This window comes from Phycicoccus sp. Root101, from assembly GCF_001426245.1.
Classification (GTDB): domain Bacteria; phylum Actinomycetota; class Actinomycetes; order Actinomycetales; family Dermatophilaceae; genus Pedococcus.
Genome location: NZ_LMCM01000006.1, coordinates 442,484 through 467,267 on the forward strand (window position 1 = coordinate 442,484; position 24,784 = coordinate 467,267).

Genomic DNA, 24,784 nt, shown 5'->3' on the forward strand with positions numbered 1-24,784 from the left:
CCGGCTCGCGTCAGGCGCCCGCACCACCCGGCTGACCGCTCGAGGGGTCCTGGTCACCGACCACGCCACCGGTGACGACCACGCGGCGCACCCCGGCGACCGCCGACGCCATCACCTGCGCGAGGCGGGCCTCGCGCCCACCCCGCGTGCCGGACACCGTCACCTCGCCCTCGGCGACGCTCACCGACCAGCGGGCCCGGCCCAGGGCTGCGAACTCCCTCGTGAGGTGCCGGCGGATCACGCTGTCCGACGTGGTCATCGACTGCAGGATGTCGCTGCGGCTGACCATCCCGACCAGGACCCGGTCCCGGGTCACGGGAACACTCTTCCAGCCGGTGTCGGCCAGCAGCTGCCCGAGCTCCGCCACGTCCGAGGTCTCCAGCACGGTCACGGGGTCGGGGGTCATCACCTCGTCCACGAGCCGTGGCCACGGCCCGGCCTCGATCTCCATGGGACGCAGGTGCGCCCGCGGGTCCGGGGTGAGGTGCAGCCGCAGGATGTCGGCCTCGCTGACGATGCCGACCACCCGGTGGTCGGCATCGACGACGGGGAGCGCGGACAGCTTGGCCCGGGCCAGCAGCTGGATCGCCAGCTCGAGGGTGCTCCCCGTGCGGACGCTGTGGGCCGGGACGGTCATGAGCTCGCGCACCAGCATGGAGTCTCCTTCGAGGGAAGTGGTGACCCCACCCTGTCGGTCGTCGATGGAGCGGCACAGGGACCAAGTGCCCTGTGCCGACAGGGATCTCGCAGCCACCGTGGACTCCACAGAGACGAGAACCAGGAGCACTCCATGGACACCAACCACCGCACCGTGGTCGTCGGCATCGACCTGTCCCACACCAGCGAGCTGGCCCTCGAGTGGGCTGCCGTCGAAGCCGCCCGCAGCCGCTGCCGACTGCTGGTCGTGCACACCTACTCGCTGCCGACCTACCCCGCCGTCAGGGCCGGCGTGCCCGGGGGGACCGTCGTGACGGACCTCGACGACTCGGTCAGGAGGGCAGCGGTCGACGCCGCCACACAGGCTGCGGCGCGCGTCCGCAGTGCACACCCCGGGCTCGAGGTCGCCGTGGAGACGGGCGCCGGGTCGCCGGCCGAGGCCCTGGTGGGCGCCTCACGCGACGCCGCCCTGGTCGTGGTCGGGGCGCGCGGGCTCGGTCCCCTGCGGGGCCTGCTCATGGGTTCGGTCTCCACCCACGTCTGCGCCCACGCGCACAGCCCGGTCGTCGTGGTCCACGAGGCGGCGACCCGTTCCGTCCCGGACGCGCGGGTCGTGGTCGGCGTCGACGGCACCGAGACCTCGGTGGCCGCACTCGCCTTCGCCTTCGAGCAGGCGGCCTCCCGCGGGGTCGGGATCACCGTCGTGCACACCTGGCAGCTCGACGCGGTCGAGGGCGCCTCGGCCTCCATGGCGTGGTCGGTCGACTGGGAGCAGGCCGGTGAGCAGGAGCGGTCGGTCACGTCCGAGGCCCTCGCCGGGTTCGGGGAGCAGTACCCCGACGTCGACGTCCGACGGTCGGTGGTGCAGGGACACCCCGTCGAGGAGCTGGCCCGGCTGAGCGAGAACGCCTGCCTGCTCGTGGTGGGCACCCGTGGGCGCGGCGTCGTCTCGGGTTGGGTCAAGGGTTCGGTGTCGCAGGCCGTCGTCAGGGCGGCCCACTGCCCCGTCGCCGTCGTGCACCCCTCCGGGAGCGAGGCGTCGGAGGAGCACCAGCGGCACGGCCACAGCCCCAGGGGCATCCGGCTCCCTGTGCCACCGGTGCGCGAACGCCTCTGACCGTCAGCCGGTCGGGGCGGTCAGCTCCAGCGCGACACCGTCGGGGTCGCGGAACTCCAGGATCGACATCCGGCCCAGGTCCTTGATGTCCTCGTGGGCGACACCGAGCTCGTCGAGGGTGGTCGCGGCCGCCTCGAGCTCCGCCAAGGACGCGACGGCGAAGGCCACGTGGTCCAGGCCCACGCGGTCCTCGGAGAACTCGTCGGACTCCGGCGCGACGGGACGCAGGCCGAACAGGCCCCCGCCGAACGTGTAGATCACTCCCCCGTAGAGGAACGCGAGCTGCTCACGGGTCTGCTCGTCGGCGCCCTCGGGCACCTCGAAGGCGACGTCCCACCCGAAGACGGCGTCGTAGAACTCCTTCGACCGGGCGAGGTCGGTGACGGTGAGGCGGACGTGGGCGAATCCTTCGACGGGTACGGGCACGTGACCACCCTCGCACACACCGACATCCGGCGTATGGATCGCGTCAAGGCCCCTTGACCCTTGCCGACCGGCGCGGCGTCATGGAGGTGTGACCACCATGACGGCGTCCTCGGGCCGCCCCCTCGTCCTCGGCCTCGCGGCCAGCCTCCCGCTGCTCGCGTGCCTCGCCCTCACCACGGTGCGTGCCGAGGTCGCCAACGCGCCGGCCGTCCTGGTCCTCGTGGTCCTCGTCGTCGCGGCGGCGTCCACCGGACTGCGCTCGGCCGGGTTGCTCGCTGCTGCCTCGGCAGCCGTCTGGTTCGACGTCCTGCTGACCCGACCCTACGGACAGCTCGCGATCCACGACCGCGAGGACCTCGAGGCGATGGCCCTGCTCATGCTGGTCGGCGTGGCCGTCACCGAGCTGTCCCTGTGGGGGCGGCGGCAGCAGGCCCGCGCGAGCCGGGCCTCGGGCTTCCTGGACGGCCTCGTCGCGAGCGCCGACGCAGCCCAGGGAGCGGACCGCCCCGTCGACGTCCTCGTGGCCGACGTGTGTGAGCGGATCACCGCCGTCCTCGGGCTGGACCGGTGCCGTTTCCAGGCCGTCCCGGCAGGGCCGGGGGTGCCGCGGTTGTCGCGCACCGGCGCCCTGACCGGCCGCGGCAGCAGCCACGACGTCGACCGCGACGGCCTGCCCGTGGACACGGAGGTCGCCGTGGAGGTCACCGCCGCCGGCGAGGTCCTCGGCACCTTCCTGCTCACGGCCGCCTCGCGCGTCATCCGCCCGACCCGCGACCAGCGCCGCACCGCCGTGCTGCTGGCCGACCAGGTGGCGACCGCGCTGGTGACGCGGCCCCGCCCGGACCTCAGGCGGTCGTCGGCGGCGCAGTGAGGGGATGGTGGTAGGCCAGCGAGACCAGCTCGAGGACGATCGCTGCCGGGCTGCCCGGTTCGGCGACGATGACCAGCTGCTTGCGGTTGGCGAGCAGCTGCTCGCGAACCTCGAACAACGCCCGGACCCCGGCGCTGGCGAGCTGGTGCACCCCGGTCAGGTCGATCGTCAGGGAACGCACCCCACCACGCGCAGCCCCCAGCAGTGCCGCCCTCGCGCGCTCGGCGGTGTCGAGGTCGACGGTCCCGGTGAGGCGCACGACCGGCCCCTCGTCGCAGTCGTCCACGACCACCTCGAAGTCGACCTCGGGGAAGTCACCCTCCCGCGTCTCGTCGTGCAGCAGGCTCCGGCCCGAGGCCATCACGGCGTCTCGGTGCGCCCGGTGACGCAGGACGACGGTCGTCCCGCGGTCCCCCTCCGGGGCGTTCGCGGACTGGGGCGGGTGCAGGACCTCGGCCTCGTCGACGACCTGCGACATGAGCAGCAGGCCCCGTCCTCCCGTCGCCGCCTTCGACGGCGGCGCCTGCCAGCGCCCTTCGTCGCCGACGCGCACCGCGATTCCTCCCGTCGGCAGGACCGAGGCGATGAGGTTGAGCACCCCCGGTCGTCCCACCGGGTAGGCGTGCTCGATGACGTTGGTGACGGCCTCGGTCACGGCCAGCTCGAGGGCGAACCGGTCCGCCGCCGACGGCCCGAGCGCAGCCAGCCACGCCCCGAACGCGGCGTTGACCTGGTGCAGGCTCTCTCGCGTCGCGGTCAGGCGCAGGTCGAGGTCCTCGACCCGCCGGGCGAGGCGCTGGGCGACGAGCACCGTCACGTCGTCCTCGTGGCCGCTTCGCGTCATCAGCTCCATGGTGAGCTCGGCCACGCGGTCGGCCGCGGAGGCTGCGGCGTTCACGGGCAGGCTGCGGTTGACCATGGCGTCGGACGCCACCTTGCTCAGCTCCCGGACGCCGTCGTCCAGGGAGTGTCCGGTGCGCTCGACGAGGCCATCGCTGTAGAGCAGGACGACCTCACCCCGGGCCAGCGTGGTGTGGGCCAGCGACTGGATCGCCCCCGTCCCCAACGGTCCCCCGGCGCCGGCATCGAGCAGGCGGGTGGTCCCGTCCTCGGCCAGCACGAGCGGAGCGGGGTGACCGCACCGGCCGTAGACGACCTTCCCGGTCTCGGGATCGAGGAGCACCACCACCACGGTGGCCGCACGCATGGTCGGGTTGTGCGCCGCATACGCGTCGAGGCGGCCGAGCACCGCCTCGAGCTCACGTTCGGTGCGCAGCAGCTCCTCGAGCACCGCCCTCAGCTGGCCCATCGCAGCGGAGGCCGCGACGCCGTGGCCGACCACGTCGCCCACCACGAGCGCGAGCATGCCGGAGTCGAGGACGAAGGCGTCGAACCAGTCGCCGCCGGCGGCCTGGTCGTGCGCGGCGACGAGGTAGCGCGCGGCGATCGTGGCCGTGGGCAGGACCGGCAGCGACATGGACAGCAGGGCGCGCTGCAGCTCCACGACGACGTCGTGCACCGCCTCGTACCGCTCCTGCTCGTGTGCGGTGCGCAGGGCCGCCTCGTGACGTTCGTGGACGCGGTCGGTGACGTCGACCACCGAGCACACGGCGCCGATGGTCCGGCCGTCGGCGTCGCGCCGTGGGGTGACGGTGAAGTCGACGTAGATCTCGTGGAGCTGGTCGGTGTCGTCCCGCCGGATCTGGAACCGCCACTCCGAACCGACGTGCGTCTCGCCCGAGGAGTAGACCCGGTCGAGGATCTCGAGGAACTGCTGGCCCTCGAGCTCCGGCATGACCTGGCTCCACGGCTGGCCGATGAAGGCCTCACGGCCGACGTAGTGGCGGTACGGCGCGTTGGCGGCAACCGCCACGTGCTCCGGTCCCTCCCACGCGACGACCATCACGCCGAGCTGGTCGAAGACGTCCCGAACGGTGTCTGCGGCGCCCACCCGGGCGTCCGTGGCCGCGCGTTGGCGAGCCTCGGCGCTGTCCCCGGTGACGGCTCCTCCAAGGTCCTGACCTGCGCGTACATGGTCCGATCGTGCATCCACGGGGCGACAGTACCTCTCGAGGGGCAGCCGAGGGGGAACTGGTCCCGGACCACGACGACGACATCCGGGCCCGCATCGCCGGGCCGTCGTCCGGAATGGCCCGGATCGGGCCCTGTGTCCCGTCCCACTGCCACTTCGCGCTCACCTGCGGCCCGGACCACGCGGACCTAGTGTGGGGAGCACCCGACCCGAGAGGCACCACCATGACCGAGCTCCACGTCGTCGCCACCATTCCTGCCAAGCCCGGGTCGGAGGAGACCGTTCGAGCCCTGCTCACCACGCTCGCCGCCGCCACCCGCGAGGAGGAGGGCTGCCTGGCCTACGACCTGTTCGAGTCCGGGGCCGCTCCCGGGACGTTCGTCACGCTGGAGCGGTGGCGCGCTCAGGCCGACCTCGACGCCCACCTCACGACGCCGCACATCGCCGAGGCCATGACCGCCAGCGCCGACCACCTCGGCGGAGACATCGCCATCCACCCCCTGAGCCCGGTCGCCTGAGGCCGGTCGACCGGACCGCACCCCTCCCGGACGCGGCGGCGTCAGCCCGGACTGACCCAGGCCGTCGCGTCCGCCGGCAGGGCGCCGTCCTCGAGCGGGATGCTCGACAGGAGGACGGTGCAGCCCTCGAGCGGTACCGACTGTCCCGAGAGGTTCACGACGCAGCGCAGGGACGCCCCCCGCTCGAAGTCCAGCACCCCTGACGACGACTCCCGCCAGGCAAGTCCCGCCGCAGCGAGCCCGGGGAGCTCGTGCCGCAGCCGAAGTGCCTCGCGGTGCAACGACAGGGTGGAGCCGGGGTCGGCGAGCTCGGCCTCGACCGTGAGGTCGCGCCAGGACTCGGGCTGCGGGAGCCACGGGTCGACGCCCTCGGGCGAGAACCCGAACGGCGGCTCGGTGCCGGACCACGGCAGCGGCACGCGGCAGCCGTCTCGACCTCGCATCTCCCCGCCGCTGCGCAGGAACATGGGGTCCTGCAGGACCTCGTCCGGCAGGTCGTCGACGTTGGGGAGGCCGAGCTCCTCACCCTGGTAGATGTAGGCGCCCCCGGGCAGCGCGAGCATGAGCATCGCGGCCGCCCGCGCCCGGCGGGTGCCCAGCTCGAGGTCGGGGACCTCGCCCTCACCATCGGTGATGAAGTACGAGCTCGTCGTCGTCCGGCCGTACCTCGTCACCGGCCGGATCTCGTCGTGGCTCGTCAGCACCCAGGTGGCGGGGATGCCCATGGGGGCGAAGGACGCGAGCGTGTCGTCGATGACCGTGCGCAGCGCGGTGGCCTCCCACGGACCCTTGAGGTAGGGGAAGTTGAACGCCGTGTGCATCTCGTCGGGGCGCAGGTACTTGCTCAGCCGTTCCGGGGTGCTGACGACGGCCTCGGCGACGAACACGCGCTCCCCGTCGTAGGAGTCGGCGATCGCGCGCCAGCGGCGGAAGATCTCGTGGACGGTCTCGACGTCCCAGTGGGGGTTGTCGTCCCAGTCCACGGTGCGGAACTGCAGCACCCCGCCGTAGTCGGCGTCGGGCAGGCCGGCCTTCTTGGACATGGCCGGGGCGGCGTCGATCCGCAGGCCGTCGACCCCTCGGTCGAACCAGAACCGCAGCACGTCGTCGAAGTCGTCGAGGACGTCGGGGTTGCTCCAGTCGAGGTCCGGCTGCTCGGGGGCGAAGAGGTGCAGGTACCACTGGCCCGGGGACCCGTCCGGCTCGGTGACCCGGCTCCACGCCGGTCCACCGAAGGCGCTGATCCAGTTGTTCGGCGGCTCGTCGCCACCGTCGCCGCGGCCGTCGCGGAAGAAGTACCGCGCCCGTTCCGGTGCGCCGCGTCCTCCGGCGAGCGCCGCGAGGAACCACGGGTGCTGGTCGGAGGTGTGGTTGGGGACGAGGTCGATGATGACGCGCAGTCCGAGGGCCCGGGCGTCGCGCAGCACCGCGTCGGCGTCCTCCAGGGTCCCGAACATCGGGTGGATGTCCGTGAAGTCGCTGACGTCGTACCCACCGTCGGCCATCGGCGAGGGGAACCACGGGGAGATCCAGAGCCCGTCGACACCGAGGTCGGCGAGGTAGGGCAGGCGTTCCCGCAGCCCGGGCAGGTCGCCCTCGCCGTCACCGTTCCCGTCGGCGAAGCTGCGCGGGTAAACCTGGTACATCACGGCACTGCGCCACCACGCCTCGGCCCCGTCGGGGCCCGGCGACTCGGTGCCGGAGGTGTCCGCGGCGCTGCTCATGGGCTACTCCTGGAACGGATCGGGAACGGATCGGTGACGGGCCGCCCACGGCTCGCCCTCGGCTGCGGAACCGAACCTAGTGGGCACGGTCCTGCGCGGACAGGGGTATGGCGCCGCCGCGCCATACCCCTGTCCCCCCACTGGTGCGGCGCGTTGGTGGGATAACGGGCCGCGTTCGTGCAGAATCGCCCTCGTCCCCTCCCCCCGGCCGAGAGTCAGGTGTTCGCGTGTCCGTTGCGCGCGTCGTGCCCGTCCCGAGCCCGGGACGGACCCCGTGAGGTCCGGCAGCCACCGCCCCACACCCGCACGCCGAGCCGCCGACGGCCACCCGGACGTCCCGCAGGGCGCCAGCGCCACCGTGCACGTCCGCGAGCCCGTGGTCAGGGTCGGCCCGGACGGGGCCCTGCGCACCTGGTTCGACGGGCTGCCCGACGGGGTCCGCCCCGTCGTGGCCCTCACCGGCCTGCTGGGCACCGTCCTCGCGCTCACCAGCACCTCCGTGGTCCTGGCCCCGTCGGGATCCAGCGTGGCGGCGTGGTGGCCGGCCGCAGGGGTCTCCGTTGCTGCGCTCCTCTGGCTGCGCGGGCGGCAGCGCTGGGTGCTCGGCGCCGGGCTGTTCGTGGTCTCCGTCATCGGCAACCTCCTCGGTGACCGGTCCCTGCCCGTCGCACTCGGGTTCGCTGCCGCGAACCTCGCCGAGACCGTCGTCGTCACCGTCCTGCTCGTCCGCGCCGGCGGGGCCCGGACCGCACTCGCGTCGATGGCCGGACTCGGTCACTTCCTCAAGGCGTGCACGGCGGGGGTCGCGGTCATCGCCGTGGGAGCCGGTGTCACCGTCCAGCTCTCCGGCACCGGGGACTTCCTCGACGTGGCCCGCGCCGTCGGCGCCTCGCACGGGGCGGCCCTCCTGCTGGTGCTGCCGTGGTTCCTCGGCGCCTCTCCGACGCCGCGCCGGCGCCGGACCGAGCGCATCACCCAGTGGCTGGCCCTGCTGGCCGTGGTCGCGCTCGTCTTCGCCCCGGGACAGAGCCTGCCACTGGCCTTCGTCCCGTTCGTCCCGCTGATGTGGGGCGCGGTGCGGATGGGCCAGCGCACGGTCTGTGCGCAGCTCGTGACGGCAGGCATCCTCGGCACCGTGCTCAGCTCCCTGGGAGGAGGGCCGTTCGCGCACATGTCGGCGGGTCGGCCGCCCGAGGTCATCACGGCCCTGGTGCAGGCGTTCGTGGTCAGCGCGGCCCTCCTCGTCCTCCCCCTGTCCGTGGCCATCCGGCAGCGCCAGGTCGCGATGACCGAGCTGGAGCGCAGCGAGGCGTTGTTCCGCCACGGCTTCAACGGCGCGCGAGTCGGCATGCTGCTGCTGCGTAGACGAGAGGGTGCCCTGCGGGTGGTCGAGCTCAATGCCGTGGCCCTGCGCCTGCTCACGGGCGACGACGCACGCACCGAGGCCGACCTGCTGGACGAGAGCTGGTCGCTGCTGCTCGACCCCGTGAGCGCCCTCGAGGTCGACTCCGTGGTCCCGGGGTCCCCCGTGTCGGTGCTCAGCGACGACGAGGCCTCACCTGGCTGGCAGGGCGAGGTGCAGGTGGCGCGTCCCTCGCGGGCCTGGCTCGAGGTGACGCTGTCCCCCCTCGACGAGTACGGCGGCGACCTCTACACGGCCCAGCTCGTCGACGTCACCGAGCGGCGCGAGGCCGAGGCCCAGCTGCGCTCGGCCCTGGACAAGGAGCGTCGGGCGGTGGAACGGCTCACCGAGCTCGACCAGGCCAAGGACGACTTCGTCACCAACATCAGCCACGAGCTGCGCACGCCGATCACCAGCGTCATCGGCTACGCGGAGATGCTCACCGAGGGTGACGCCGGGGACCTCAACCGCCTCCAGCTGAGCATGGTCGAGAAGGTCGAGCGCAACGCCGGCCGCCTGCTGTCCCTCATCGAGGACGTGCTGGCGGTGTCGCGGGTCGATGCGGGCAGCTTCTCGTTCACCCCCACCGAGGTCGACGTCGTCCACTGCTCGTGGCAGGCGTGCGAGGCCCTCGAGAAGATGGCTCGCGACGCCGAGGTCACCCTGGCCGTCGTCGCGCCCCACGACCCCGTCCTCGTCGCCGGCGACGTGGGACAGCTGGAGCGGGCCCTGCTCAACCTGGCCTCCAACGCCGTGAAGTTCACCCCCGCGGGTGGTCGGGTGACCGTGCGCGTCGACGAGACCCACGACGACACCGTGCGGATCGCGGTGGAGGACACCGGCATGGGCGTCCCCGAGGCCGAGGCGCACCGCCTGTTCGAGCGGTTCTTCCGGTCCAGCACGGCCCAGGCCGAGGCCATCCAGGGCACGGGACTCGGCCTGACCATCGTCAGCTCCATCGCGCGAGCCCACCACGGCGAGATCGACTACGCGCCGCGGCCCGGCGGCGGGTCGGTCTTCACGATCACGCTGCCCCGCATCCACGCCACCGGGGTGCGGGCGCCGGCCCGGGGCCACCTCGGCTAGACGAAGGCGCCGATGCCGGTGATCTCGCGGCCGACGATGAGGGTGTTGATCTCGCGCGTGCCCTCGTAGGAGTAGATCGCCTCCGCGTCCGCCACGAACCGGCCGACCTGGTGGTCGAGCAGGATCCCGTTGCCGCCCAACAGCTCGCGGGCATAGCCCACGGTCTCGCGCATGCGCACGGTGCAGAACGCCTTCGCCAGGGAGGCCTGGGCGTCGGTGGCCTTCCCCGCGTCCTGCAGGTGGCTCAGCTGCACGCACAGGGCTGCCGAGGCCGTCGTGTTGCCGAGCATCTGGACCAGCAGGTCCTGGATGAGCTGGAACCCACCGATCTTCTGCCCGAACTGCTCCCGCTCGGTGGCGTAGGCCAGCGCGTGCTCGTAGGCACCCAGCGCACAGCCCACCGCCATCCAGGCCACCCCGGCCCGGGTCATGAGCAGGACCCGACCGGTGTCGTCGAAGGAGTTCGCGTGCTGCAGCCGGTTTGCCTCGGGCACCCGCACCCCGTCGAGCGTGATGTGCGCGTTCTGCACGACGCGCAGCGCGATCTTGTCGCCGATCGCCTCGGTGCTGAACCCCGGGGTGTCCTTCTCGACGACGAACCCGAGCACCTCGTCGCTGGCCGTGTCGCGCGCCCAGATGATCGTCAGGTCGGCGAAGGTCGCGTTGCCGATCCACTTCTTCTCGCCGTCGAGCACCCACTCGTCGCCGTCGCGGGTGGCGGTGGTGGTCAACCCACCGGCGGCACCCGACCCGGCGTCGGGCTCGGTGAGCCCGAAGGCACCGATCTTCTCCCACCGCGCCATGGCCGGGAGCCAGCGCTCCTTCTGCTCGTCGGACCCGCAGAGGTGGATCGAACCCATGGCCAGGCCGCTGTGGACGCCGTGGAACGTCGCGATCGACGGGTCGACCCTGGCCATCTCCATCGCGAGCATCCCGTCGAGCAGGAACCTGCGCTTGCCCCCACCGGGTCCGTCGAACGCGAGGCCTGCCGTGCCCAGGGCCGCCAGCCCCGGGATGATCTCGAACGGGAAGGTCGCGTGCACCCAGTGGTCGGTGATGATCGGTGCCACCTCGCGAGCGAGGAACTCCCTCATCCCCAGCAGGACCTCGCGCTCGTCGTCGTCGAGGTGGCCTTCGAGGCCGTAGAAGTCAGTCGTCGGTGCGCCCATGCTCCAGCACGCTAGCCGCGATCGCCCGCACGTGCCGGTCGTCGGTGCCGCAGCAGCCCCCGACCACGTCCACGGCCGGCATCCGTTGCAGCAACGCGGCATACGCCCGGCCGAGCTCGTCCGGGTCGCCGGCGTCCAGCTCCTCGGCGGCGTCGAGCTGTGCGTGGCTCATCCGGGAGGCGTTGCCGCGGAACCCGACCAGTCGGCCGACCCAGTCCCCGTCGTCGAGGGCGGGCGCGACGTGGTCGGGGTGCGCGCAGTTCACCATGAAGCCCGTCGCCGACCCGTCCGTCTCGTGGTCCACCACCTCCACGGCCTCCCGCAGGCCGACGCCGCCGGGAAGGCGACCGTCGGTCTCCACCGTGAACGACACCACTGCCGGGATCCCCACGTCGCGAGCCGCCCGGACGAACCCGACCGCCTCCGCGACGTACGTGACCGTCAGCAGGGCGACCTGGTCCGCGCCCGCCTCGGCGAGCGCCGCGACCTGCGGCCGGTGGTAGGACTGCGCCCCTTCGACCGTCATCTCGTGGCCCACGACGTACCCGTCGCCCCGGGGGCCGAGGACGCCGTTGACGCTGGCCGAGGGCAGCTGGTCGGCGAGCTCCCGGGCGAACTGCACGGCCTCCGTGTTGACCTCGCGCAGCGCCGCCTCGTCGTACCCCAGCCGGGTGCCCCAGTCCGGGTTCGCGCGCCACGTCACCGTGTCGACGAGGAAGTGGGCTCCCGTCCCGCGGGCCAGCTCGAGGTATGGCGCCCAGTACGTCCGGAGCGCGGCCCGCCCCTGATCGTCGTCGAGCAGCGGGAAGGCGGCGAAGTCCGGCAGGTCGAGGCCCTGGTGGAAGATCAGCGAGGTCTCGAGGCCGCCGTCGGTGAGGCGCACCCGTCCACGGTAGACCGGCCCGTCGCTCGCGTCGACGGGCTCGCGCGTCCGTTGCCGCCCCGGTGCGGCAGGATGGGTGCGCTGCCGGGATCCCACGGACTCCCAGGGAACCCACGGGAACCCACGGAACCCCGGAGGGCACACCGGCGTTGCCACCACCGAGTGACCCTGTCCGCACCAGAGCACCCGACCACGGAGATCCATGGAACCCCCCAGTACGCCGGGACGCGCCCGGCGCGTCGGTCCCACCCCACCCCACGGGGGAGCTGACGCGTGACCGCGGTGCTGTCCCTCCTGCTCGGCATCCTCGTCGTCCTGCTCATCACCGCCCTCACCGGCTACTTCGTGGCCCAGGAGTTCGCCTACATGGCCGTGGACCGGTCGCGCCTGGCCTCCCGTGCCGAGGCCGGTGACCCGGTCGCCGCCCGCGCCCTGGCGGTCACCCGGCGCACGTCCTTCATGTTGTCCGGAGCCCAGCTCGGCATCACCGTCACCGGGCTCGTGGTCGGTTACGTGGCCGAACCGCTGATCGGTGAGTCCCTCTCGGACCTGCTCGGTGGCACGCCCGTGCCGACCGGTGTCGGACTGGCCGTCGGCACGGTGATCGCCCTCGGGTTCTCCACCGTGGTGCAGATGGTCTTCGGTGAGCTCTTCCCGAAGAACCTCGCCATCGCCCGGCCCGAGCCGATCGCGCGCTGGCTGTCGCGGTCGACGACGATCTACCTCACGGTCTTCGGGTGGCTGATCCAGGTGTTCGACCGGGCGTCCAACGTCCTGCTGCGTGCCCTGGGCATCCAGCCGGTCCACGACGTCGAGCACTCCGCGAGTGCCCGCGACCTCGAGCACATCGTGGCGGAGTCGCGCGAGAGCGGAGACCTCTCCCCCGAGCTGTCGCTGCTGCTCGAACGCGTCCTCGACTTCCCCCGGCGCGACGTCGAGCACGCGATGGTCCCCCGTCCGCGGGTGGACACGGTCGACCCGCGCCACACCGTCGACGACGTCCGCAGCCTCATGGCGGCCGGCCACTCCCGCTACCCCGTGCTGGCCGAGGACGGAAACAGCGTGCTGGGGGTGGTCGAGCTGTACGACGTGCTCGCCACCTCCGGCCTCGGCGCCCGGTCGGTCACCGAGCTCATGCAGGAGCCGGTCGTGGTGCCGACGACGATGGCCCTGCCCGACGCAGTCCGCGAGCTCGTGGGGCGACGGCGTGAGCTGGCCTGCGTGATCGACGAGTACGGCTCGTTCGCCGGCATCCTCACGCTCGAGGACATGGCGGAGGAGCTCGTGGGCGAGCTGACGGACGAGCACGACGACGCCGTGTCGGAGCCGGTCCCCGCACCCGACGCGGACGGTTCGTGGCTGCTCTCCGGCGACCTGCCCCTGGACGAGGCCGAGCGCCTGCTGGGCCGAGCCCTCCCCGTCGGTGACCACGAGACCGTGTCCGGCCTCGTCATCGCCCACCACGGGGCGCTGCCGGACCCCGGTGACACCGTGGTCGTCGAGCTGCCGATCGACCCGGCCGAGCTGGCCGAGGACGGCGAGCCGACGCCCTACGTCGCCGTCATCGAGGTGCTCGAGGTCGAACGGTATGTTCCCGCGAGCGTCCGACTGCGGGTCGAGCGGGCCCCCGAGCCGCAGAGCGGCGAGGCGGATGCCGCTGGACCGCACCAGCCCGAGGAGCAGTCATGAGCAACACCTGGGTGATCCTCGCGGCCACCGTCGCCATCATCGCGCTGTCCGCGTTCTTCGTCGCGATCGAGTTCGCGCTCATGTCGGCCAAGCGGCACCGGCTCCAGGACGCGGCGCACCACAGCCGGGCCGCACGTGCCGCGCTGCGCAGCTCGCACGAGCTGACCCTGCTGCTCGCCGGCTCCCAGCTCGGCATCACCGTCTGCACCCTGGCCCTCGGTGCGATCACCAAGCCGGCGGTCCACCACTGGTTCATGCCGCCGCTGGAGGCCACCGGCCTGCCGGTCTGGGCCGCCGACGTCGTCGCCTTCGTCCTCGCCCTGGTGGTGGTGACGTTCCTGCACCTCGTCGTGGGCGAGATGGCGCCGAAGTCGTGGGCGATCGCCCACCCCGAGCGTTCCGCCACGATGCTGGCGCTGCCGATGCGGGGGTTCATGTGGGCGACCCGGCCCCTGCTGCGGTCCCTCAACGCGGTCGCCAACTGGTGCCTGCGCCGGGTCGGGGTCGAGCCGACGGACCAGGTGGCCTCGGGCCGCAGCCCCGAGGACCTGCGGTCCCTTCTGGAGCACTCCACCAGCGTCGGGACGCTCGACACGGCGTACTCCGCCCAGCTCTCCGGGGCGCTGGACCTCCAGACGCTCACGCTGGCGGACCTGGTCGACGACCACGGGGCCCTGACCTCGGTCGGGGTCGATGCGACGGCGGCCGACCTCTGGGAGACCTCGCGGCGCACCGGCCACCTCCGGGTCCTGGTCCGCGACGGACGCAGCGTCCTGGGCGTCGTCCACGTCCGCGACGCCCTCACCTCGGATCCCGGGCAACCGGTGACCGTGATCATGCGCCACCCCGAGACGATGCCACCGGGTGCCCTGGTCCACCAGGCCCTGACCCGGATGAAGCAGACCAGCACCCAGCTGGTCGTCGTGGCCGAACCGGGCGGCCCTGCGCTCGGGGTGGTCGGGGTCCCCGACATCCTGCAACGCCTGATGCCCGAACCGGCCTGACCGGCTGCGGGCTAGAACCCCGCGGGGGCGTGCGGCACGTACGACGCCTCGAGTCTCGCGACCTCGTCGTCGGTGAGCTCCAGGTCCAGGGCCGCCACGGCGTCCTCGAGGTGGCCCACCCGGGTCGCCCCGACGATCGGTGCGGTCACCACCGGGTTCCGCAGCACCCAGGCCAGCGCGACCTGCGCCCTGGGCACGCCCCTGGCCGCCGCCACCTCGCCCACGGCGTCGACGACGGCCCGGTCGGCCTCGCCGTACAGGGTCCGGCCGAACTCGTCGGTCTCGCTGCGACTGGTCTGCTCGCCCCACTCCCGGGTGAGCAGGCCGCGCGCCAGTGGGCTCCACGGGATGACCCCCACCCCCTGGTCGGCGCACAGCGGCAGCATCTCGCGCTCCTCCTCGCGGTTGAGGAGGTTGTAGTGGTCCTGCATCGACACGAACGGCGTCCACCCGTTGGCCCGTGCGGTCTCCTGCGCCTTGGCGAACTGCCACGCCCACATCGACGACGCCCCGAGGTAGCGCACCTTCCCCGACCGGACGACGTCGTGCAGTGCCTCCATCGTCTCCTCGACCGGCGTGTGCGGGTCCCAGCGGTGGATCTGGTAGAGGTCGACGAAGTCGGTGCCCAGGCGCGCGAGGCTGGCGTCGATGGCGGCGAGGATCGCCTTGCGGGACAGCCCGGCGCCGTTCGGCCCGTCGTGCATGCGGCCGTGCACCTTGGTCGCGACGACGAACTCGTCGCGGCGCCCGTACTCCGCCAGGGCGCGTCCGACGATCTCCTCGCTGCTGCCTGCCGAGTAGACGTTCGCGGTGTCGAAGAACGTGATCCCCGCCTCCACGGCCTGACGCAGCAGTGGCCGGCTGGCCTCCTCGTCGAGGGTCCAGGAGTGGTTGCCCCGGTCCGGCTCGCCGAAGCTCATGCACCCCAGCACGAACCGTGAGACATCCAGTCCGGTGGATCCGAGCTTCACGTACTCCATGGGGTCCTCTCCGCAGGGGCCACGGCCGGACGGCTGTGGCAGGGTCGGTCCCATCGTCACCTCGGCTGCCCCGCACCGCCACCCGGCACCAGCCCACCACCACCCGGACCACCACCTGGAGCACCGTGATCCACCACCTCCCCGTCAGCCCCGCCACCGTCGTCGAGACCGTCTCCCGGGACAGCCCCCCGGTGCTCACGGTGCAACCCGGTGACACCGTCGTCCTGGAGTCGCTCGACTCGGGCGGCCACCTCGAGCGCCAGACCTTCCCCGGTGAGGACCGCCCGCGGATGTTCACTCCCCGCCGTGGTCACTGCCTGACCGGGCCCGTGGCCGTCGACGGAGCGCGTCCCGGCGACGTGCTCGCGGTGCACTTCTCCGCCATCGACCCCGGTCCGTGGGGCTGGACCGCCTCCGGCGGCGCCGACTCGTGGCTCAACCACCGTCTCGGACTGGGCGAGGGGCACGGTGGGCACCTCCTGTGGGAGGTCGACACCTCCGCGGGCCTGGCCCGCAGCCACCTCGGGTATGCCGTGCCGCTGGCACCGTTCCTGGGCGTCGTCGGCGTGGCGTGCGACGTCGACGGAGAGCTGTCGACCGTGCCCCCGAGGCCGGAGAGCGGCGGCAACATGGACTGCCGCGACCTCGTGGCCGGTTCGACGCTGTTCCTGCCCGTCAACGTCCCGGGCGCCCTCCTCACGGCGGGCGACGGCCACGCGGCCCAGGGCCACGGAGAGGTCGGCGGGACCGCGATCGAGTGCCCGATGACGACGACGATGGCGCTCGACGTCGTCGTCGACCCGCCGTTGCGGACCGTGCACGCGCTCACCCCGACCGCCCGGCTGACCCTGGGGTTCGACACCGACCTCAACACCGCGACCGCTGCCGCCCTCGACGCGATGGTCACGTGGATGGAGTCGCTGCTCTCGGTCACCCGCGCCGAGGCCCTGGCGCTGTCGAGCGCAGCGGTCGACCTGCACGTCACCCAGGTCGCCAACCAGACCTGGGGTGTGCACGCCTCACTCGGCCACGAGGCCCTGCTGCGCGGGTGACCCTCCCGGGCCGTCAGTTGAGCTTGCGGGTGCCCTCCGGCAGTCCGCCACCGGCATACACGTCCTCGGCGAGCTCGGCCAGCGCCGTCAGGGCGACGTTCTGGCTCCACGGGCCGTAGGAGACCCGGGCGACGCCCAGCTCCTGGAGGCGGGCCAGCGGCACCGAACCGGGGATGCCGATGACGTTGACCTTCTGGGGGCCGAGCTCGTCGACGAGCCGGCTCACCATGGCCTCGTCCAGGGGTCCCGGGACGAAGAACGTCGAGGCTCCGGCGTCGAGGTAGGCGCGGCCGCGCGCAGCGGCCTCGTCGAGGACCTCCTGCGGGTCGCGGTCCCCGGCCTTGACGAAGGCGTCGGTGCGGGCGTTGAGGACGAAGGGGATGCCGGCCCTCTCCCCGGCGGCGACGGCAGCCTCGACCGCACGGACCGAGTCGGCCAGCGGCTTCATCTGGTCCTCGAGGTTCGCCCCGACGATGCCGACGTCGATCGCGCGGCTCACCGTCTCCCCCGCGTCGCCGTAGCCGCCCTCGAGGTCGGCGGTCACGGGCAGGTCGACCGCGGCCGCGATCCGGCCGACGGCCTCGATCATGAGGTCGCGCGGGATCTGCTCGCCGTCGGGGTAGCCGTAGGAGGCGGCGATCGAGTGGCTGGCGGTCGCCAGCGCCTTGGTGCCGGGGGTGTCCGCGACCACCTTCGCGGTGATGACGTCCCAGACGTTGACGACGAGCAGCAGTTCGGGGTCGGTGTGGAGTCGGAGGAGCTCACGGGCCTTGTCGGCATTGGAGGTCATGACTTGAAATTACCTGAGCCAGAACGAATCGGCCTTCCGAGCGCGAACTGGGACAAGGCGACGCCCACCCCTTCCCATGGCTGGCGCGGGGCGGCTGGGCGGCGCGAGGATGACCCTCGTGGACGACCGACCCGGGCGGCGCCGCCCGACCTCCGCACCCATGCGGGTCGTGTGGGCCGTGGTCGCCTTCGCCGGGGCCGGGGTGCTGGGACTGCTGCTGGTCCTGCCCCGGACCCGGGTCCTGCGCCCACGCCGAGTCCTGGCCTGCGACCTGTGCCAGCGTCGTCACCGCCGCCTGCTCGCGGCGATGGTCGTCCTCGCCCTGCTGTCGGTCGTGGGGCTCGGGCTCCGGGTGTCGCAGAAGGCGCGGGCACTGCCGGCCTGCGTGGCACCGATCTCGATCTCGGAGGGACGGACCATCGCCGACCCGGTCATGCCGGCCCGGTCGTCGGTGCGCTCGCGCGTCAGGTCGCTGCTCACCGCCCCGGTCAGCGGGCTGGCGCTGGGGTTCGCCGAGCTCAAGGGGCGTGGGCTGTGCAGCGTCGGCGACCCACAGATCACGCTGGCCTTCATCCCGGCCGCCAAGGACCTCCCCGGCAGCATGGTCGGCGAGGTGTTCCTCGCCTCCCCCACCCCCCGCGTGAACCCGGTCCGCGCCAGGCTCCTGGCGCAGCACGAGTCCCGCCACGTGGACCAGTGGGCGGTGTTCACCCTCGTCGGTGGCATCGCCCTGCTGCCTGTCGCGTACCTCGTCGACGACACCCTGTTCCCCGGGTCGGAGAACCACTTCGAGCAGGCAGCCGGACTCGACGACGGCGGCTACCGACCGGTGCCCGACCCACCCGTCGGGCCACAACGATGGGCCGTCGGGCTGTGGGTCGGCGTGCTGCTGCTCCTCGCACGACGCCGGATCCGCTGGGCGGTGCGCACCGCGGTCCGGCGGCGCAGCACGCACAGCCCTGGGCGCTGCCCGGTCCACACGACCGGCTGGACCTGAGGGGCTGGATCGGTGCTGCCGTCGCAGGCCACGTCGGCACGAGCGGGCGTTGCTGACGCTCGGCGGAGGAAGGCCATCGCAGGAACCGCCCGTCCGTGGATCGACGTCGTCCGATGCGTGCGCCCATGAGCCCTGCTACCGTCCGAGAATCGCCCCGGACCCCGGCGGGTCCTGCATCGACCCCGCCCGTGGAAGGTCCACCTCCGATGACCGCATCTGTCGACGCCACCTCGCCGGTCCCCTTCGACCCGGGTGCCATCACCTCCACCGTTCCCCCACTCGAGCTCGAGCTCATGACCGCCATCGCCGAGGACGCCGGCCGCGCCGCCGCCTCGGGGTCCGACGCATCCCCGTTCGACGCCTCACCCGCCATGCGCGTCGTGTGCCGAACCCCCGGGGGTGGGCGGATGGTCGCCGCCGCGCGGCTCTACCGGGCCGCGTACCAAGGCGCCCTCGAACCCGACCTGGACTGAGCCGGCGTCACCAGGACGTCGAGTGGTTGACGCACCCCTGCGCGCAGATGTCGCGGGACCGGTCAGAGCACGAAGGTCGCCATGAACTCCTCTGCACCCACGGGCAGCACCGCCACCGCGTCCCGGACCGGCACCTCGGTCCCGTCCAGGTCCACGCTCGCCGGGGCAGCCCCGTGCAGCACGAGGTGGAATGCGCTACGCCGGAACTGCGGATAGCCCTCGCCCTCCACCCCGGCCCGCAGCGACACCGAGGCACCGTCCCGCGTCAGCGTGAACGTCGTCCGCCAGGCAGCCCCCTGCACCGACGCGGTCGTCAGGCCGTCGTCCTCGACCAGTCGTGACGTGTGCACACCGTCCGACCGGGGGACGAAGACGTGCAGCTCGACCGCCTCGGGGTGGTGGCCGTCGGTCGATGCCGGGGCCTCCACCCACATCGGCACGACCGCTCCCCCACGGGCGTAGACCGGGATGCGGTCCATCGGTGTCGCGGCCACGACGAACGAGCGGCCGGGCAGCACCTCGTCGGAGTGCCAGTCGAACCAGTCCCCTTCGGGCAGGTAGACCTGCCGGGAGGTCGTCCCGGCGTCGATCACCGGGGCGACGAGCAGGTCGGTCCCGAACAGGTACTGGTCGTCGATGTCGCGGACGGTGCCGTCGTACTGGTGGTCGAACACCAGGGGCCGCTGCACCGGCTCACCGGTCTCGGAGGCCCGGACGAATGCTGTGTAGATGTAGGGCAGCAGGCGGTACCTCAGGCGCACCGCCTCGCGGACGAGGTCCTGGACCACCGGCCCGAACGCCCAGGCGTACTGGTCGACGTTCCCCATCATCGAGTGGTTGCGGCAGAACGGTGTCAGCACGCCGTACTGCATCCACCGGGTGAAGAGCTCGGGGTCGGAGCTGCCCGCGAACCCACCCACATCTGCACCGACGAACGCCTGGCCCGACACCCCGAAACCAGAACCCATGGCGATGCTCAGCCAGAGGTGGTCCCACCGGGAGAGGTTGTCGCCCATCCAGTTCGCGGCATACCGCTGGATGCCCGCGAACCCGGCGCGCGACAGGATGAACGTGCGCAGCTCCGGCATCGCTGCCCGCAGGCCCTCGGTGGTGCCCATGGCCATGAGCAACGCGTACTGGTTGCGGTAGCGGTCGTGGGCGAACTCGCCGTGCCCGAACCGCATGCCGTCGGGCGCGATCGACCCGGTGGCCGGCTCGTTCATGTCGTTCCAGATCCCGGCCAGGCCGGACTGGACGTGCCTGGCGTTGAGCTCTCCCCACCACGCGCGCGCCTCGGGCGTGACGAAGTCCGGGAACGCGGTGTTGCCGGGCCAGACCTGGCCGATGTAGGTGTCACCGCCCTCGGTCCGGCAGAAGACGTCGCGCTCGAGCCCGTCGTCGAACACGGCGTACCCCGGGTCCCACTTCACGCCGGGGTCGATGATGGTGATCACCTTGAACCCCTGGTCGGACAGCCGCTCCAGCATCCCCGGGGCGTCGGGGAACTTGTCGGTGTCCCAGGTGAAGACGCGGTAGCCGTCCATGTAGTCGATGTCGAGCCACAGTGCGTCACACGGGATCTCGTCGTCCCGGTGCCGCTGGCCGAGCGCCTCGACCGCCTCCTGGGTGTAGTCGAACCAACGGCACTGGTGGTAGCCCAGCGACCACAGGGGAGGGAGCTGGGTGCGTCCCGTGAGCGCGGTGTACCCCGTGAGGATCGCGGGCATGTCCGGGCCCGCGAAGATGTACTCGGTCCACTGACCGCCGCGGAAGGTCATGCGGTACTCGTCGTGGGCGGAGAACTCGTACTCACCCCGGTACCCGTTGTCCATGAACGACCCGGCCATCGTCCCCGCCGGGTAGGTCTGGTGGTAGAAGAACGGGATCGTCACGTAGAACGGGTCGAACTCGACGCTGGTGCGGTCGCCGCGCGGGTCACCCGCTTCCTTGCCGGCGGTGAACTCCCCTGCCGCGTCAGGGCTGAGGACGTCGGTGTTCCACATCGTGAAGTCCCGACCCTTGCGGTTGTGCCGTCCCGACTTCTCCCCCAGCCCGAAGACGGCGTCCTCCTGCCGACAGCGCCGACGAATCGTGAAGGTGTCGTTGAGCGTGGCGTACCCCCAGTAACGGCCGTGCTCGTCGGCAGCGGTCTCCACCACCGCGGTGCCGTCGGTGCGGTGCACGTCGAGGCGGAACGGCTCCAGCCACAACGACACGACCATCGCGGAGGTCCTGACGGTCACCCGCTGGTCGTCGCGGTCCACGGTGAAGTCGACCGGGCCCGACAGCGGGTCGACGCAGACCGCGAACGTCGGCTCCTCGTCGAACACCCCGCCACGGCTCATCTTCACGCGCACGACGTCGTCGCTGACGAGGTCCACCCGCAGCTGTTCGGTCTCCACCTCGGCGAGCAGCCCGCGGTCCGTGGCCGTCACCTCCCCGACCTTCTCGAAGCGGATGAAGTGGTCGGTCTGCAGCACGGGAGGACCTCTCGGCAGGTGTGGGGAGGGCGGGAAGGGCGGCCCGGTTCCGGGTCCGGGCACCGGACGGCGAGGTATGGCGCGCGCACCGGTCCGCCGTCGCGGGCGCCGCAACATTCTGGTGCCGGTGCCCCCGAGGAGTCCACCACCGTCCCCCGGCGAGACAAGTCGCCAGAAACCTGCCGACGCCCGTCCATACGGGCGTACAGTGCGAGGCGTGCTGTCCGGCGACCCGGTGGCCGCTCCCGACGACCATGCGGTGATCTTCTACGACCACGACTCCGAGATCGTCTCGGCGGTGGCCGGGTACGCGCATGAGGGCCTGCAGTCCGGGGAGGTCGTCCTCCTCATCGCCACGGCGACGCACGCACCGGTGATCCTCGAGGTCCTGTCGGCACTAGGCTCCGACGTCGCCGAGGCCACCGCGCGTGGCACGCTCCACCTGCGCGACGCGGCCGCAACCCTGGCCCAGTTCCGGGCCGAGGGCGAGCTGGATCTCGAGCGGTTCGAGTCCCACCTGCGCGAGCTGCTCGCCTCCGTGACGACCAAGGACACCCGCGCCCGCGTCTTCGGTGAGCTGGTCGCCCTGCTCTGGGAGGAGGGTGAGGTCGCCGCCGCGATCGGGCTCGAGTCCGCCTGGAACACCGTGCTGACCGGTCACCGGACCGGCCTGCTCTGCGCCTACCCCACCGCCCTCCTCGCCTCCGCGGGCCTGCCGGGCATCCGCGAGACCTGCGTCCGGCACTCCGAGGTGCACGCACCACCCGGGTACGGCTCCCTCCGCCCCCTCCCGGAGGACCCGGGCGCCCTGGTCCACGACCTCACGACCGCCCAGCGCACCGAGGTCTTCGTTCCCACCACCACGGCCGTGATCGCGGCCCGCCGCTTCGTGGGCGCCACGCTCGAGCACTGGGACCTCGACCACGTGGCACCGGACGCTCTGCTGCTCGTCTCCGAGCTGGCCACGAACGCCGTGCTGCACGCCGAGTCACCGTTCCGGGTCTTCCTGCACCACAGCCCGGGCGTGCTGCACCTGTCGGTCCACGATGCCCAGCGCGGATGGTTCGAGCTGGGCCACCCCTCGGCCGGCGAGGTCAACGGGCGCGGCGTGAGCATCGTCGAGGCCGTCGCCGACCGGTGGGGCTGCGACGCGGTCTCGGACGGCAAGGTCGTCTGGGCCGAGCTGCCGACCGGCGCCTGACTACCGGGCACCGACCGCGCGGGCGCACGTCACCCGGGCGTCGTGGCTCACGCCATACGGGCACCGCACCGGGAGCGGGCGCTCACCATCCGACGTCCGCGGCCTCGGCCGGCTCCTCGGGTCTGGCTGCCATCCGGCGGACGATGACGAGCATCACGAGCATCCCGGCCACTCCCATGACCACCGCCCAGGTGAGCTGGGACCGGGTGGCGCTGGTCCTCGGCGCCTCGCGGAGCCCGGACCGCGCGGCCTCGGCGGGAGCTCCCGGCACGACGACGGTCGCCGGGAGGGGTGACGGACTCGCCACGTCGCTGATGGACCCGTCGTCGCCGACCACGAACCCGATGCTCTGCAGGCCCTTGCTCTTGCGGACGGCGTCGACCTCGAGCTGCCACCGCCCGGGGGTCGCGTGCACGGTGCCCCGCCACTGCCCACGGGCACCCTTGGTCTCGCTGAGCGTGAGCGGGCGGGACTCGGCCGTGTCGGGCAGGTACGCCACGGCACGGACGGTCTCGCCGACGACGGGATCGCTGTCGGGGTAACGGATCGAGGCCGTGACCACCACGTCACCACCGCTGCCGGACACCTGCAGCACGATGGTCGAGATGGGTGAGTGGGCCGAGGCAGGCGCCTGCCCGAGCCACACCAGGTGGGCCACCACGAGCACCGCCAGCAGCAGCACGCGTGGCCACCGTGACGACGCGTGCATGGGACCTCCCGGAGCCGACGGACCGCAGCCGGTCCGCGTCCAGAGTCTAGGGTCGCCAGCCCGTCGACGGCGGAGATTTCTCCGCGGGTCCACCAGGTCGCGGCCTCGCCGAAACACCGGTGGCCGGGCACGTCCCGGCAGTACCGTTCAGGGACCGTCGCGCACGACGGCCGGCCCCCGGAGGAACCGCCCGTGACCCCTGTGCTGAACCCCGCCGCGTGGGTCGCGCACGGGGTGGGCAAGCGCGAGGACCTGCCGCTGCCGTTCCCCCTGGTCGTCGCCGGCGCGTCCGTCGCCCTCGTGGTCTCGTTCGTGGCCCTGGGAGCACTCTGGCGCACCCCGCGCCTGCACCCGGGTGGCGGCCACCCCCTCCCTGCCACGACGGCCAGGCTCCTGGACAGCCGGTGGCTGCGGGGCGGCGCCGTCGCCCTCGCGCTCGCCCTGTCGGCCTGGACCCTGATGGCCCTGGTCGCCGGGGCCGACAACGCCAACAACCCCACGCCGTACGTCGTCTACGTCTGGCTCTGGATCGGGCTGCCGTTCCTGTCCCTGGTGCTGGGTCCCGTCTGGAGGGTGCTCAACCCCCTCCGCGCGCTCTTCCTCCTCCTGTGCCGGGCGGGCGGACTGGACCCGCTCAACGGCATCCTGCGGTACCGGCTGGGCTACTGGCCGGCCGCCGCCGGGCTCTTCGCGTTCACCTGGCTCGAGCTCATCGCGCCCGACCGCACGACGCGAGCCGTCCTCCTGCCCACGATCCTCGGCGTCATGCTGCTCACCCTCCTCGGCGCGGTGGTGTTCGGTCCACGCTGGTTCGAACGGGCCGACCCCTTCGAGGTCCTGTCCTCCCTCTACGGCGCGCTCAGCCCGTTGGGGCGACGACCCGACCGCACGTGGGTCGTCCGCACCCCGCTGCACGGCGTGGACCGGATCGAGGCCGATCACGGGCTGCTGGCGACGGTGTCCGTCCTGCTCGGCGGCACGGCGTACGACGGCTTCTCCGGGCTCACCGCGTGGTTCAGCTGGACGCAGTCGTCGGCCTCCCCGGTGGCGGCGCAGACCCTGGGCCTCCTCGGGTTCTGCGTGCTGGTGGCCGGGACGCTGGCGGCCGCAGCAGGGCTGGCGGCCAGGATCGCGGGCGTCGTGTCGCTGCGCGGGTGCGCCACGGCGTTCGCCCCGTCGCTGGTGCCCATCGCCGCGGGGTACGTCGTCGCGCACTACTGGTCCCTGTGGGTCTACGGCGGACAGCTCACCCTCGCCCTGCTGTCCGACCCGCTCGGCACCGGCGCCAACTGGCTCGGGACGCGTGGACTGACCCCCGGCTCCGCCCTCATCGGCCCGACGTTCGTCGCCTGCCTGCAGGTGACGGCCATCGTCACGGGCCACGTCCTGGGCATCGTCCACGCCCACGAACGCGCCCTGCGCCTGTTCGACCGGAAGGCGGCCGTCCGCGGCCAGGTCCCCATGCTCGTGGTGATGGTCGGCTACACGTGTGGTGGCCTGGTCCTGCTGTTCGCGGCGTGACCC

At 72.5% G+C, this 24,784-nt stretch carries 21 protein-coding genes; 11 read left to right on the plus strand and 10 right to left on the minus strand.

The window, feature by feature from the left end:
- Positions 1-10: 10 nt before the first annotated feature.
- The gene (locus tag ASC58_RS09475) at positions 11-655 is read right to left on the minus strand and encodes a CBS domain-containing protein (protein ID WP_056919085.1); all 645 of its coding nucleotides are present in this window, start codon (positions 653-655) and stop codon (positions 11-13) included.
- A 135-nt stretch (positions 656-790) separates the two neighbouring features.
- Between ASC58_RS09475 and ASC58_RS09480 the strand changes: the two genes are divergently transcribed.
- The gene (locus tag ASC58_RS09480) at positions 791-1,774 is read left to right on the plus strand and encodes a universal stress protein (protein WP_056919086.1); all 984 of its coding nucleotides are present in this window, start codon (positions 791-793) and stop codon (positions 1,772-1,774) included.
- A 3-nt stretch (positions 1,775-1,777) separates the two neighbouring features.
- On the opposite strand, the gene ASC58_RS09485 is transcribed toward ASC58_RS09480, so the two are convergent.
- On the minus strand, positions 1,778-2,200 hold the full coding sequence (locus ASC58_RS09485; protein ID WP_056919087.1) for a VOC family protein: 423 nt from the start codon (positions 2,198-2,200) through the stop codon (positions 1,778-1,780).
- Positions 2,201-2,297: 97 nt separating this feature from the next.
- On the opposite strand from ASC58_RS09485, the gene ASC58_RS09490 reads away from it, so the two are divergent.
- Positions 2,298-3,071, plus strand: coding sequence for a DUF4118 domain-containing protein (locus ASC58_RS09490; RefSeq protein WP_235529188.1), 774 nt, complete (start codon positions 2,298-2,300; stop codon positions 3,069-3,071).
- Here ASC58_RS09490 and ASC58_RS09495 read toward each other — a convergent pair.
- Positions 3,046-5,124 carry a SpoIIE family protein phosphatase gene (locus ASC58_RS09495; protein WP_157598416.1) on the minus strand — a complete coding sequence of 693 codons (2,079 nt, stop codon included), beginning with the start codon at positions 5,122-5,124 and terminating at the stop codon, positions 3,046-3,048. The two genes, ASC58_RS09490 and ASC58_RS09495, sit on opposite strands and share 26 nt — an antisense overlap.
- A gap of 203 nt (positions 5,125-5,327) precedes the next feature.
- Between ASC58_RS09495 and ASC58_RS09500 the strand changes: the two genes are divergently transcribed.
- Positions 5,328-5,621, plus strand: a complete 294-nt coding sequence (locus ASC58_RS09500; protein ID WP_056917090.1) for a putative quinol monooxygenase — start codon at positions 5,328-5,330, stop codon at positions 5,619-5,621.
- Between the two features lie 41 nt (positions 5,622-5,662).
- Here the strand turns inward: ASC58_RS09500 and ASC58_RS09505 are convergent, their stop codons facing one another.
- Positions 5,663-7,345 (minus strand): glycoside hydrolase family 13 protein, encoded by a 1,683-nt coding sequence (locus ASC58_RS09505; RefSeq protein ID WP_056914562.1) that lies wholly within the window; start codon positions 7,343-7,345, stop codon positions 5,663-5,665.
- 274 nt (positions 7,346-7,619) lie between these two features.
- Between ASC58_RS09505 and ASC58_RS09510 the strand changes: the two genes are divergently transcribed.
- On the plus strand, positions 7,620-9,833 hold the full coding sequence (locus tag ASC58_RS09510) for an ATP-binding protein (protein WP_056919090.1): 2,214 nt from the start codon (positions 7,620-7,622) through the stop codon (positions 9,831-9,833).
- Here the strand turns inward: ASC58_RS09510 and ASC58_RS09515 are convergent.
- Together ASC58_RS09515 and ASC58_RS09520 are read right to left on the minus strand one after the other, a co-directional pair.
- Entirely contained in the window at positions 9,830-11,002 is a 1,173-nt protein-coding gene (locus ASC58_RS09515) for an acyl-CoA dehydrogenase family protein (RefSeq protein WP_056919091.1), read from the minus strand. The two genes, ASC58_RS09510 and ASC58_RS09515, sit on opposite strands and share 4 nt — an antisense overlap.
- Entirely contained in the window at positions 10,983-11,885 is a 903-nt protein-coding gene (locus ASC58_RS09520) for a homocysteine S-methyltransferase family protein (RefSeq protein ID WP_056919092.1), read from the minus strand. Before ASC58_RS09520 ends, ASC58_RS09515 begins: the two co-directional genes overlap by 20 nt.
- Positions 11,886-12,158: 273 nt before the next feature.
- Here ASC58_RS09520 and ASC58_RS09525 point away from each other — a divergent pair, with 273 nt between their 5' ends.
- Both ASC58_RS09525 and ASC58_RS09530 read left to right on the plus strand, forming a co-directional pair.
- Positions 12,159-13,574, plus strand: coding sequence for a hemolysin family protein (locus ASC58_RS09525; protein WP_056919093.1), 1,416 nt, complete (start codon positions 12,159-12,161; stop codon positions 13,572-13,574).
- Complete coding sequence (locus ASC58_RS09530) at positions 13,571-14,578, plus strand: CNNM domain-containing protein (protein WP_056919094.1); 1,008 nt, start codon at positions 13,571-13,573, stop codon at positions 14,576-14,578. The genes ASC58_RS09525 and ASC58_RS09530 overlap by 4 nt, the downstream gene beginning before the upstream one ends.
- Positions 14,579-14,589: 11 nt before the next feature.
- Here the strand turns inward: ASC58_RS09530 and ASC58_RS09535 are convergent, their stop codons facing one another.
- Positions 14,590-15,558, minus strand: coding sequence for an aldo/keto reductase (locus ASC58_RS09535; RefSeq protein ID WP_056919095.1), 969 nt, complete (start codon positions 15,556-15,558; stop codon positions 14,590-14,592).
- Positions 15,559-15,683: 125 nt separating this feature from the next.
- Here ASC58_RS09535 and ASC58_RS09540 point away from each other — a divergent pair, with 125 nt between their 5' ends.
- Entirely contained in the window at positions 15,684-16,610 is a 927-nt protein-coding gene (locus ASC58_RS09540) for an acetamidase/formamidase family protein (RefSeq protein WP_056919267.1), read from the plus strand.
- A 13-nt stretch (positions 16,611-16,623) separates the two neighbouring features.
- Here ASC58_RS09540 and ASC58_RS09545 read toward each other — a convergent pair whose 3' ends face one another.
- On the minus strand, positions 16,624-17,400 hold the full coding sequence (locus tag ASC58_RS09545) for an isocitrate lyase/phosphoenolpyruvate mutase family protein (RefSeq protein WP_056919096.1): 777 nt from the start codon (positions 17,398-17,400) through the stop codon (positions 16,624-16,626).
- A gap of 118 nt (positions 17,401-17,518) precedes the next feature.
- Between ASC58_RS09545 and ASC58_RS09550 the strand changes: the two genes are divergently transcribed.
- Positions 17,519-18,397 carry a hypothetical protein gene (locus ASC58_RS09550; RefSeq protein WP_056914570.1) on the plus strand — a complete coding sequence of 293 codons (879 nt, stop codon included), beginning with the start codon at positions 17,519-17,521 and terminating at the stop codon, positions 18,395-18,397.
- Positions 18,398-18,603: 206 nt separating this feature from the next.
- Positions 18,604-18,870, plus strand: a complete 267-nt coding sequence (locus tag ASC58_RS09555; protein ID WP_056914571.1) for a hypothetical protein — start codon at positions 18,604-18,606, stop codon at positions 18,868-18,870.
- A gap of 62 nt (positions 18,871-18,932) precedes the next feature.
- On the opposite strand, the gene ASC58_RS09560 is transcribed toward ASC58_RS09555, so the two are convergent.
- On the minus strand, positions 18,933-21,350 hold the full coding sequence (locus tag ASC58_RS09560) for a glycoside hydrolase family 31 protein (RefSeq protein ID WP_082553117.1): 2,418 nt from the start codon (positions 21,348-21,350) through the stop codon (positions 18,933-18,935).
- 217 nt (positions 21,351-21,567) lie between these two features.
- Between ASC58_RS09560 and ASC58_RS09565 the strand changes: the two genes are divergently transcribed.
- On the plus strand, positions 21,568-22,551 hold the full coding sequence (locus ASC58_RS09565; RefSeq protein WP_056919097.1) for an MEDS domain-containing protein: 984 nt from the start codon (positions 21,568-21,570) through the stop codon (positions 22,549-22,551).
- Positions 22,552-22,633: 82 nt separating this feature from the next.
- Here ASC58_RS09565 and ASC58_RS09570 read toward each other — a convergent pair whose 3' ends face one another.
- The gene (locus ASC58_RS09570) at positions 22,634-23,233 is read right to left on the minus strand and encodes a hypothetical protein (protein ID WP_056914573.1); all 600 of its coding nucleotides are present in this window, start codon (positions 23,231-23,233) and stop codon (positions 22,634-22,636) included.
- 219 nt (positions 23,234-23,452) lie between these two features.
- Between ASC58_RS09570 and ASC58_RS09575 the strand changes: the two genes are divergently transcribed.
- Positions 23,453-24,781, plus strand: coding sequence for a hypothetical protein (locus ASC58_RS09575; protein ID WP_082553119.1), 1,329 nt, complete (start codon positions 23,453-23,455; stop codon positions 24,779-24,781).
- Positions 24,782-24,784: the final 3 nt, after the last annotated feature.